Below are 9,675 nucleotides of genomic sequence, written 5' to 3'. Positions count from 1 at the left end.
GCGGTGTCCAGCCCACCGGCTGCCGCGGTGATCTCAAAACCCCGCTCAGCCACCAACGTTTGCGCCTTGGCGCAACTGCGATGCTCGGCGAACGCCAACTCGGGCTCGGCGTGGATCGCATGCGACAACTCGACGAGGTCGGTGCTGCGCCGCCGCACCGTGTCCTCGACGCGATCCAGCACCGGGGTTGGGGCCATCGTCGCAGTATCTCACCGCCGATGACCGGCCGGCACAACGACTAGCGGGGATCGCCGGCCGCGACGGCCGGTTGCCACTGCGGGGAGCGGCCGAGATGAGCCAGGATGCGATCGAGGTCATCGGCCGGCTCCGTCGACGGGATTGCCGGGCCGAACACCGCGCCCTCGGAGGTGCGGAAGTCTCCGTCGGGCACCACGAACGCCAACGGCAATGCGGCCGCGACGACGTCGGCCGGAAGCTCAAAGGACTGCCCCATCGTGCGAGCGACGTCCCAGCCGTGCACGACGTAGTCCACCAAGTGAAAACCGATCGCCACCGAACCCGGGAAGGTTGCGCCCGGTCCGAATTCCGGTAACGCGAACACCGCATCGGGCACATCGGCGCCGGCGAACGCGTCGATCACGTCGGCAGCGGCCGCGGAATAGGCGCCGGCCGGGTCGGCCGCGATCGCGTCGGCGACGGTGCCGGGCTGCCATATTTCCGGGTCAGCACCGTGTCCGCGGGCGGCGGCGGCAAATCCGCGATGCTGCACCGTCATATGGGCGAGCAGCTCGGCCAGACTCCAGCCGACACACGGCGTCACCCTGGACAGGTCGTCGACGGTGACAGTCGAGACCACCTCAACGGATGCCAGTACGGCGCTTCGGTGGAAGGGGCGAATATCGCTATTCGTATGCATACGCGTATCGTATGCGCTCGCGTATAATCTGTCTACCCTTATCATCAGAACGTGGCGCACAAGGCGACGCGTCCAGACCTCGCGGAGATGCTGGCAGAGTTGGCCCGCCAAACCGTGGCCGCCGAGCTGCCCGTGCTGACCGAGCATGGCCTGTCGATGTGGGGCTACATCGTTCTCACCGCCCTGGATCGCTCGCCGATCCGCACCCAGGCCGCACTCGCCGAGGCCATCGGGGCCGACAAGACCCGCATCATTCCCACCCTCGACGAGTTGCAGGAGCGCGGCTACATCCAACGGAGTCCCGACCCCGACGACCGCCGCGCCCGCCTGCTCCAGATCAGCGAGTCGGGCCGCTCCGTCAAGAACGCGGCGCAGGCGGCCATCCAGCGCGGGGAGGAGCGCTGGCTCGGACAGCTGTCGGCCGGCGACCGGGATGCGTTTCTGCGTGCGCTGCGCCAACTCAGCGGCCGCGGCGCCGATTAGGCTGCCGACTGTGAACGACGGTCCGCCCGATTCCGGGGCGCGCGCACGCACGGCGGCCCAATTCATCGCCGATCGCACGGGGATCACCGAGCATGACGCGGCGATCGTGCTGGGATCCGGCTGGGCGCCGGCGCTGTCCGCTTTCGGCCAACCGACCGCGATCCTGCCGATGGCCGACGTGCCCGGATTCAGCCCACCGTCGGCGGTCGGCCACCCCGGTCAAGTGCTCTCGGTGGGCATCGGCGAGCACCGCGTGCTGGTGCTGGCCGGTCGGGTGCACGCCTACGAAGGGCATGGGCTGCGGCACGTCGTGCACCCGGTGCGGACGGCCTGTGCGGCCGGCGCACGCGTCGTGGTGCTGACCAACGCCGCCGGTGCGGTACGCGAGGACTTCACCGTGGGCCAACCGGTGTTGATCAGCGACCACCTGAACCTGACCGCGCGATCGCCGCTGGTCGGGGCCCAGTTCATCGACATGGTCGACGCTTACGCCGGGCGACTGCGCACGCTGGCCCGTGAGGTCGACCCGGAACTGCCCGAAGGCGTCTACGCCGGGCTGCCCGGCCCGCATTTCGAGACGCCCGCCGAGATCCGGATGTTGCGCGCGCTCGGCGGCGACTTGGTCGGCATGTCCACCGTGCACGAGACGATTGCGGCGCGCGCGGCGGGCGCGGAGGTGCTGGGCGTCTCGCTGGTCACCAATATGGCCGCCGGAATCACCGGTGAGCCGCTCAGCCATCTCGAGGTGCTCGCCACCGGCGCGGCATCGGCCGCTCGGATGGGTTCACTGCTGGCCGACGTGGTCGCACGGCTGTAGCGTGACCCCGGAAGATTGGATCGCGCACGACCCGGACCCGGTGACGGCCGCCGAGCTCGCCGGATGCGGTCAGGCCGAGCTGGCGGCTCGGTTTTCCCGGCCGCTGACATTCGGCACCGCGGGGCTGCGCGGCCCGGTTCGGGGCGGTCCCGACGCGATGAACCTCGCCGTGGTGCTGCGCGCCAGTTGGGCGGTGACGACGGTGCTCGCCGGTCGCGGACTTGCCGGCTCGACCGTGATCGTCGGCCGCGACGCCCGACACGGGTCGGCATCATTCGCCGCGGCGACCGCTGAAGTCTTTGCCGCCGACGGCTTTTCGGTGGCATTACTTCCGCATCCGGTCCCCACACCGGTGCTGGCATTCGCGGTCCGGCACACCGGTGCCGCGGCCGGGATCCAGATCACCGCATCACACAACCCGCCGGCCGACAACGGTTACAAGGTGTACCTGGACGGGGGAATCCAGATCGTCTCACCCACCGACCGCGAGATCGAAACCGCTATCGCCGCAGCACCGTTCGCCGACGAGATCCCCCGGAAGCACGTCGAACCCGTCGACTCCGGATTGGTCGAGCAGTACATCGAGCGGGCCGCCCGGGTGCGGCGCTCGTCGACGGGTCCGGTTCGGGTGGCGCTGACGCCCCTGCACGGAGTGGGCGGCGCGGTGGCCATCGAAACGCTGCGGCGTGCCGGTCTGCTCGACGTACACACCGTCGCCAGCCAGTTCGCCCCCGATCCCGACTTCCCGACCGTCAGATTTCCCAATCCCGAAGAACCCGGCGCCACCGACGCACTGCTGACGCTGGCCGCCGCTGTCGATGCCGACATTGCCATCGCGCTTGATCCCGACGCCGATCGGTGTGCGGTCGGAATACCGACGCCAACGGGATGGCGAATGCTTTCCGGTGACGAAACGGGCTGGCTGCTCGGTGATTTCATTCTGTCGCGCATCGATCCGGGCGACCGTGCCGCCAGCGTGGTGGCCAGCACGGTGGTGTCGTCGCGAATGCTCTCCGCGATCGCCGGGCACTGGGGTGCACAATGCGCCGAGACCCTGACCGGTTTCAAGTGGCTGGCCCGCGCCGACGCTGACCTACCCGACAGCACGTTGGTGTACGCCTACGAAGAAGCCATCGGGCACTGTGTCGACCCGGCGGCGGTCCGGGACAAGGACGGCATCACCGCCGCGGTGCTGATCTGCGATCTGGTTGCGACGCTGAAAGACTCGCAGCGATCGGTGCTCGACGCACTCGACGACCTCGCCCGCCGCTTCGGCGTGCATATCGGTGCTGCGGTGTCGCGGCCGGTGCGCGACACAGACGAGGCCGCCGCGCTGATGCGACGTCTACGGGAGTCGCCGCCCACCCACCTCATCGACTTCGATTCGGCTACAACGGATCTGATGCCACAGACTGATGCGCTGATCTTCACCGGCGGCGACGCCGACACGTCGGCCCGAGTCGTGGTCCGCCCTTCGGGCACCGAACCGAAAGTCAAGTTCTACATCGAGGTCCGGGCCGGTGCCCGTCGGCGCGCCGCCGAGCTGTGTGACCAACTCGCGGCTGCGGTGCGGCGGTGGTAATCAGCGCGGTCCGAACTGGCGATCGCCCGCGTCGCCCAGGCCCGGCACGATATAAGCGGCGTCGTTGAGGCGGTTGTCGATCGCCGCGGTGACCAGTCGCGCGTGCGGCGCTGCTTTCTCCAGCGCCGCAACACCTTCCGGGGCAGCCACCACACACAACACGGTGATGTCGTCGGCGCCGCGGCGGTGCAGCAGCTCGATGGTGTGCGTCATCGACCCGCCGGTGGCCAACATCGGGTCGAGGACGATCACCGGCCGGCCACGCAGATTGTCCGGCAGCGACTCCAAATACGGTGTGGGCAGCGCAGTTTCCTCGTCGCGGGCGACACCCACGAAACCCACTGCCGCTTCCGGCAGCAGCGCGTGAGCCTTGTCGACCATGCCCAGACCGGCCCGCAATATCGCCACCAGCAGCGGCGGATTGGCCAGCCGGGTGCCGGCTGCTTCGGCCAATGGCGTGCGCACAGACACATTCTCGCGTGGCGCATCACGAGTCGCCTCATAGACCAGCATCAGCGTCAGCTCGCCCAGCGCGGCGCGAAATGCCGCGTTGTCGGTGCGCTCGTCGCGCAGCGCGGTCAGCCGGACCGCGGCCAGCGGATGGTCAACGACGTGCACGTCCACAGGTCAATCCCACCAGTCTCAGCAGTCCCTCGGTGAGGGAATGGTGCATTCTCTAACTTGAGAGCGTCCGCGATATCACTCTTGCTGAACCGACCCGTGATATCACCTGCGCCATCATTTCCAAAAAGTGGCGCATGCCCGGTTCATGTTGCAGGTGTGACTCGGGTGTCTCACGCGCCGAAGAAGTTGAAGATGTCGAACCCGTACCCGACGAGGTCGACCAGCGGCTGCGCGGAGATTAGCGGCGCACCATCGAGGATGGCGTCCGGAGCCAACGACGGGATGCTCGCGGTCAGATCGGTCCACGTCGTCAGCAGCGACGTGTCCAGCCCGTTGGTCAGGTCGTAGAGCGAGAGCAGCGAGTTGACGAAGGAGGCCGGCAACTCCGGCTGACCGGCGTCCTGCAGCAGGTCGTTGACCGGCCCGATGAACGTCTGCGCCGCGGCGTATTCCACGCCGGCCAGCATCTGCAGCGGGTCCATCTTGGGGATGAAACCGGCGACGCCGGAAGCCACCAGCTGCCCGGTCGCATCGACTTGCCAGGGCCCGGCAACACCGATCGGGTCGATCCCGTCGACCGGGATGCCGGCACCCGGGTCACCCGGGTTGCCGTAGCCCCAGTCGTCCACCAGCGTCGCGAACGGGCTGAAGGAGTCGTAGAAGAACTGCCCGGCGGGCCCGCCGTCGTACATGAACGCCAACATCGGCAGCGGCGCGGGGATCGCATAGAAGTTGGTGTCACCGATCGATCCGAGATCGATGATGTGAGTGGTGTCCAGGTTCACGCCGGGATCGGGGTCCGGGTAATAGGGGTGCACGGTTTCGATGCCGAGCAGTGCGTTGAAGTCGGCGAACAGGTTGCTGGGGTCCGAGGGAAAGTCGGCCCATCCGTCGTACTCGCCCATGTAGATGTCGGTCGATATCCCACTGAGCGGGGTGGTTTCCAGGCTCATCGGGATGTCGAGGAACGGAATGTGCTGGCCTTCCGGGGTCAAGCTGAAAGCGCCGAAACCGTCCGGGAATTGGAAGCGGTCCAGGATGCCGCCGATCGCGCTGTTGGGATCGCCGAGCAGCGTGACGTGCAGGTTGTCCAAATCCACGTTGGGCGGCGTGTTGTTGAGCAGGTTATCCATCTCCACGGTGGCGATCGTCGCGCTCTGCGAGTAGCCGAGTACCGCGACGTTGTCGCCGTCCTGTAGCGCCGGGACCACGACACCGTTGAGGTCGCCGACCCCGGCGTTGACCGAGTCGCCGAAACCCAGATTGGGCTGGCCGGCATCGCAGACGATCGGGCAGAATTGCTCCGGGGTCTCCAGGCCCTGAAAGTTGTACCCGGAGAACTGGCTCAGGTAGAGCCCCTCGACGCTGTTGAGATAGTCCGAGTCGGGTATCGGGTTCCCGGTGCCGCCCATGATCCAGCCGTCGTTGGCGATCAATGAGACCTCAGCCAGCAGCGCACGCACTCCGGACGGTGTCATCATCACCAAGGCCGTGCCCAGCGCGGCCGCCGAGAACGCCGCACCCAGCGAACGAGACCGCACATGCGTCATCGAGACCTCCCTGTCCGCGGGTGGCACCCCCGACTCCGGCGTGGCTGAATCGTAGGGCTTGCAGGTCACGCCACGCGGTAAAGTCACAAAATTTTCTCAGGAACGCGGCGCGCGATGCCGGCGCGCGCGTCCCGAACAGCCGGCCGAACCGTCCATATACTCCCGCCATGCGAGGCCGACTTGGGCGGAATGGCGGGCGAAATCGAACGGTCAGCCTCTTTGGCGTCCTGATTGTTGCCACAGCGCTGATGTCGTGGCCGACGCCCCCAGATGCTCCGGACAGCTCGTGGGTCGACATCAAGGCGGCCGCCGTCCCGACCCCCGCGCACATCGTCATCGTCGTGGAAGAGAACCGCTCGCAGTCCAACATCATCGGGAACAAGGCAGCCCCGTTCATCAACCAGCTGGCCGCCCATGGCGCGATGATGGCGCAGTCGTTCGCCGAAGTGCACCCGAGCGAACCGAATTACTACGCGTTGTTCGCCGGCAACACGCTGGTCAAGGAAAACGTCTGCCCGGTCAACGCCGGCGACGCGCCCAACCTCGGTTCGCAATTGCTCGCCGCCGGTTACACGTTCGCGGGCTTCGCGGAAAGCCTGCCCGCGCCGGGCTCGGCGGAGTGCCGGGCCGGCAAATACGCCCGCAAGCACGTGCCGTGGGCCAGCTTCACCAACATCCCGAACTCGCGCTCGCTTCCGTTCTCGGCGTTTCCGGCTCCGTCCAATTACGCCGGCCTGCCGACCGTCTCGATGGTCATCCCCAACCTCGACAACGACATGCACGACGGCTCGATCGCGCAGGGCGACCAGTGGCTGTACCAGAACTTGTCGCAATACGCCTCGTGGGCGAGGGCCAACAACAGCCTGCTGATCCTGACCTGGGACGAGGACGACAACACCGCCCGCAACCAGATTCCGACCGTGTTCTACGGCGCCAACGTGCGGCCAGGCAGCTACGACGAGCCGATCAGTCACTACAACGTGCTGTCCACCCTCGAGCAGATGTACGGGCTGCCCAAGCTCGGCTACGCAACGCGGGCCCCCGCGATCACCGACATCTGGGGTGCCTGACCCCGGTCCGGCGCGCGGTCGTCGCTATTGTGTGCCGCATGCCTGCTGACCTCGTGCCTATCCGCTTGAGCCTGACCGACGGTGACCGCTACACCGTGTGGGCACCCCGCTGGCGTGACGCCGGTGACGAGTGGGAGGCGTTTCTCGGCAAAGACGAAGACCTCTACATTTTCGAGACACCTGCCGACTTGGTCGCGTTCGTGCGCACCAATACCGACAACGATCTCGTCGACCACCCGGCGTGGAAAGCGCTGACCGAGGCCAACGCGCACAAGTTGGAGCCCGCCGACGACAAGCACTTCGACCTGGTTGCGGTCGAAGAGCTGGTGTCGGACAAGCCGACCGCAGAATCGCTGACAGCGCTGGCGAACACGTTGACGATCGTCGCGTCGATCGGGTCGGTCTGCGAGCTGCCGGCAGTGATGAAGTTCTTCAACGGCAACCCCGCGCTGGGCACGCTCAGCGGGGGCATCGACCATTTCACCGGTAAGGCCGGGCTCAAGCGCTGGAATGCCATCGCCGACGTCGTGGCGCGCAGCTGGGATGACGTGCTCAGCGCCGTCGAGGAGATCGTCAGCATCCCCAAGGTGGACACCGCGGTGTCCGATGTCGCCGCGGCCGAACTGGCCGAACCGGTCGAAGAGGTCGAACCGCTCGAAGAGGATGGGCTCGGGGCCGCCGACGAGCAGGAGACCGTGGCCGTAAAGGACCCTGAAGATGCCGGGACGACCCATGCCGGTGACGGCGACGTGGTGCTCGGCGGCGACGAGGATTTCTGGGTGAAAGTCGGCATCGACCCGATCCGCATCCTGACCGGCGCGGGCACCTTCTACAGCCTGCGCTGTTACTTCGACGATCGCCCGATCTTCTTGGGGCGCAACGGAAGAATCAGCGTGTTCGGCTCGGAGCGGGCGCTGGCCAGATATCTCGCCGATGAACACGACCACGATTTGTCGGACTTGAGCACTTATGACGACATTCGCACGGCGGCAACCGATGGCTCGTTGCACATCGATATCACCGACGACAACGTCTACGTCCTGACCGGGTTGGCCGGCGATTTCGCCGACGGTCCGGATGCGCTGGATCACGAGCAGCTGGATTTGGCTATCGAGTTCCTTCGCGATGTCGGCGACTACGCCGAGGAGAACACCGTCGACGAGGCGCTGGCGGCCGACCAGCCGCTGGGTCACCTTGCGGCCTATGTCCTCGACCCCGACTCGGTCAGCAAGCCCGCGCCCCCGTACGCGAAGGCGGTACGGGCGTGGGAGGAACTCGAGCGGTTCGTGGAGTCGCGGATGAGGCGCGAATAACGCCGCAAGCCGCCGGCTTCAGAACTTCAGGTGCTGGCTGACGTCGCCGAGCTGATCGACGAACATGGTGCGACTGTCGAACCACCAGACGCCGCCCAGACGGTGAAAGGTGTCCTTGTAGTGCCCGGTCACGATGACCTGTAACGGCAGGGCGGCCGTTGCCTGCGTGACGCAGTAGTACGACGTGCTGCGCGCCGCACCGTCGGTCTCGTCGATCTCGAGCTGCACATTGCTGGTGTTGTGCTTGGTCTTCGGGGTGCCATCCTCATAGATCCGGGTGGCCATCTCATACATCTGCCGCACCCCGGCCACTCCGCTGAATACCGTCTCCGGCGGCCCGTTTTCGACTCCGCAGATGTGCCCGTGCGCGAACAACCCGGCCACTCCGTCCAAATCGCCGGCATCCAGGAGTTCGGCGTAGCGGTAAATCAGGTTGGCGATCTCGCGTGCACTATCGGTCATGTCGAGTCCCAATCGTGGCAGACCTGCCCTGCGTCTCGGTCGTTTTGGGTCGAATCGGCAGGTACCTTTCCCGTCATGGGTGAACTCGACAACACCGTCGCCGTCATCACCGGCGCGGCGCGCGGTCAGGGCCGCAGCCATGCCGTCGCGCTGGCCAAGCAGGGCGCCGACATCATCGCGGTCGACATCTGCAGCGATGTCGACGCGATCCCCTACCCGCTGGCGACCAAATCCGATCTCGAGACGACCGTACGGCTGGTGCAGGAGGCCGATCGCAACGTGGTGCCCGTCGTCGCCGATGTTCGCGAGCTGGCAGCGTTGGAGGCCGGCGTGCAGGCCGGCATCGACGAACTCGGCGACATCGACATCGTCATCGCCAACGCCGGAGTGGTGGCGATCGGCGACCCGGACGCGCGCGCCGAACCGGTATTCACCACCATCGTCGACACCAATCTCAAGGGTGCCTGGCACACGATGTTGGCGACCGTGCCGTCCATCATCCGCAAGGGACGGGGTGGGTCGGTCGTTTTGGTCAGCTCGTCGCAAGGCTTGATCGGTCGCGGCGGCGACGGCAGCGCCGCGATGTTCGCCTACGCCGCGTCCAAGCACGGCGTGGTGGGCCTGATGCGCTCAGCAGCGAATGCGTATGCACCACATAAGATTCGGGTCAACTCGGTCAACCCCAGCGGTGTTGCGACACCGATGATCATCAACGACTTCGTGATCAACGGGATGACCGCGAACCCCAACCCGGCCGTTTCGCAAACTCTGCTGCCCGACGTTCCGCTGGTCGAGGCGCAAGACGTTACCGAAGCGGTGCTGTGGCTCGTCAGCCCGCGGGCCCGCTACGTGACCGGCATAGCGGTGCCCGTCGACGCCGGCCACATCGTCATGTAG

At 66.6% G+C, this 9,675-nt stretch carries 10 protein-coding genes and 1 pseudogene; 6 read left to right on the top strand and 5 right to left on the bottom strand.

Annotated elements, in window-relative coordinates:
- Nucleotides 1–197: pseudogene (locus VGG53_RS00260) on the bottom strand (amidohydrolase); the annotation flags it as partial.
- A gap of 41 nt (nucleotides 198–238) precedes the next feature.
- On the bottom strand, nucleotides 239–877 hold the full coding sequence (locus VGG53_RS00255; protein WP_331515928.1) for a TIGR03086 family metal-binding protein: 639 nt from the start codon (nucleotides 875–877) through the stop codon (nucleotides 239–241).
- An 87-nt stretch (nucleotides 878–964) separates the two neighbouring features.
- Between VGG53_RS00255 and VGG53_RS00250 the strand changes: the two genes are divergently transcribed.
- Genes VGG53_RS00250 through VGG53_RS00240 form a run of 3 tightly spaced genes read left to right on the top strand, consistent with a single transcriptional unit; the run spans nucleotide 965 to nucleotide 3,759 of the window.
- Nucleotides 965–1,360, top strand: a complete 396-nt coding sequence (locus tag VGG53_RS00250; protein WP_331515932.1) for a MarR family winged helix-turn-helix transcriptional regulator — start codon at nucleotides 965–967, stop codon at nucleotides 1,358–1,360.
- Nucleotides 1,361–1,370: 10 nt separating this feature from the next.
- Nucleotides 1,371–2,177, top strand: coding sequence for a purine-nucleoside phosphorylase (locus VGG53_RS00245; protein ID WP_331515927.1), 807 nt, complete (start codon nucleotides 1,371–1,373; stop codon nucleotides 2,175–2,177).
- A gap of 1 nt (nucleotide 2,178) precedes the next feature.
- Nucleotides 2,179–3,759, top strand: coding sequence for a phospho-sugar mutase (locus VGG53_RS00240; RefSeq protein WP_331515926.1), 1,581 nt, complete (start codon nucleotides 2,179–2,181; stop codon nucleotides 3,757–3,759).
- Here VGG53_RS00240 and upp read toward each other — a convergent pair whose 3' ends face one another.
- The gene (upp, locus tag VGG53_RS00235) at nucleotides 3,760–4,383 is read right to left on the bottom strand and encodes a uracil phosphoribosyltransferase (RefSeq protein ID WP_331515924.1); all 624 of its coding nucleotides are present in this window, start codon (nucleotides 4,381–4,383) and stop codon (nucleotides 3,760–3,762) included.
- 170 nt (nucleotides 4,384–4,553) lie between these two features.
- The gene (locus VGG53_RS00230) at nucleotides 4,554–5,933 is read right to left on the bottom strand and encodes a PE-PPE domain-containing protein (protein WP_331515923.1); all 1,380 of its coding nucleotides are present in this window, start codon (nucleotides 5,931–5,933) and stop codon (nucleotides 4,554–4,556) included.
- 248 nt (nucleotides 5,934–6,181) lie between these two features.
- Between VGG53_RS00230 and VGG53_RS00225 the strand changes: the two genes are divergently transcribed.
- A complete protein-coding gene (locus VGG53_RS00225) occupies nucleotides 6,182–7,003 on the top strand; it encodes an alkaline phosphatase family protein (RefSeq protein ID WP_331515922.1) in 822 nt (273 codons plus the stop codon).
- 38 nt (nucleotides 7,004–7,041) lie between these two features.
- On the top strand, nucleotides 7,042–8,316 hold the full coding sequence (locus VGG53_RS00220; protein WP_331515921.1) for a primosomal protein: 1,275 nt from the start codon (nucleotides 7,042–7,044) through the stop codon (nucleotides 8,314–8,316).
- A gap of 18 nt (nucleotides 8,317–8,334) precedes the next feature.
- Here the strand turns inward: VGG53_RS00220 and VGG53_RS00215 are convergent, their stop codons facing one another.
- Nucleotides 8,335–8,778 carry a nuclear transport factor 2 family protein gene (locus VGG53_RS00215; protein WP_331515920.1) on the bottom strand — a complete coding sequence of 148 codons (444 nt, stop codon included), beginning with the start codon at nucleotides 8,776–8,778 and terminating at the stop codon, nucleotides 8,335–8,337.
- 75 nt (nucleotides 8,779–8,853) lie between these two features.
- On the opposite strand from VGG53_RS00215, the gene VGG53_RS00210 reads away from it, so the two are divergent.
- The gene (locus tag VGG53_RS00210; protein WP_331515919.1) at nucleotides 8,854–9,675 is read left to right on the top strand and encodes a mycofactocin-coupled SDR family oxidoreductase; all 822 of its coding nucleotides are present in this window, start codon (nucleotides 8,854–8,856) and stop codon (nucleotides 9,673–9,675) included.

This window comes from Mycobacterium sp. (assembly GCF_036490025.1).
Classification (GTDB): Bacteria; Actinomycetota; Actinomycetes; order Mycobacteriales; family Mycobacteriaceae; genus Mycobacterium.
The sequence above is the reverse complement of the archived record's forward strand: the minus strand, read 5'-3'. Positions and strand labels throughout refer to the sequence as shown.

Bases quoted from the DNA above. Each gene is read 5' to 3' on its own strand.
- VGG53_RS00230 (WP_331515923.1), bottom strand. From the start codon at position 5,933: ATGACGCATGTGCGGTCTCGTTCGCTGGGTGCGGCGTTCTCGGCGGCC.
- VGG53_RS00210 (WP_331515919.1), top strand. From the start codon at position 8,854: ATGGGTGAACTCGACAACACCGTCGCCGTCATCACCGGCGCGGCGCGC.
- VGG53_RS00255 (WP_331515928.1), bottom strand. From the start codon at position 877: ATGCATACGAATAGCGATATTCGCCCCTTCCACCGAAGCGCCGTACTG.
- VGG53_RS00250 (WP_331515932.1), top strand. From the start codon at position 965: ATGCTGGCAGAGTTGGCCCGCCAAACCGTGGCCGCCGAGCTGCCCGTG.
- VGG53_RS00220 (WP_331515921.1), top strand. From the start codon at position 7,042: ATGCCTGCTGACCTCGTGCCTATCCGCTTGAGCCTGACCGACGGTGAC.
- VGG53_RS00225 (WP_331515922.1), top strand. From the start codon at position 6,182: ATGTCGTGGCCGACGCCCCCAGATGCTCCGGACAGCTCGTGGGTCGAC.
- VGG53_RS00215 (WP_331515920.1), bottom strand. From the start codon at position 8,778: ATGACCGATAGTGCACGCGAGATCGCCAACCTGATTTACCGCTACGCC.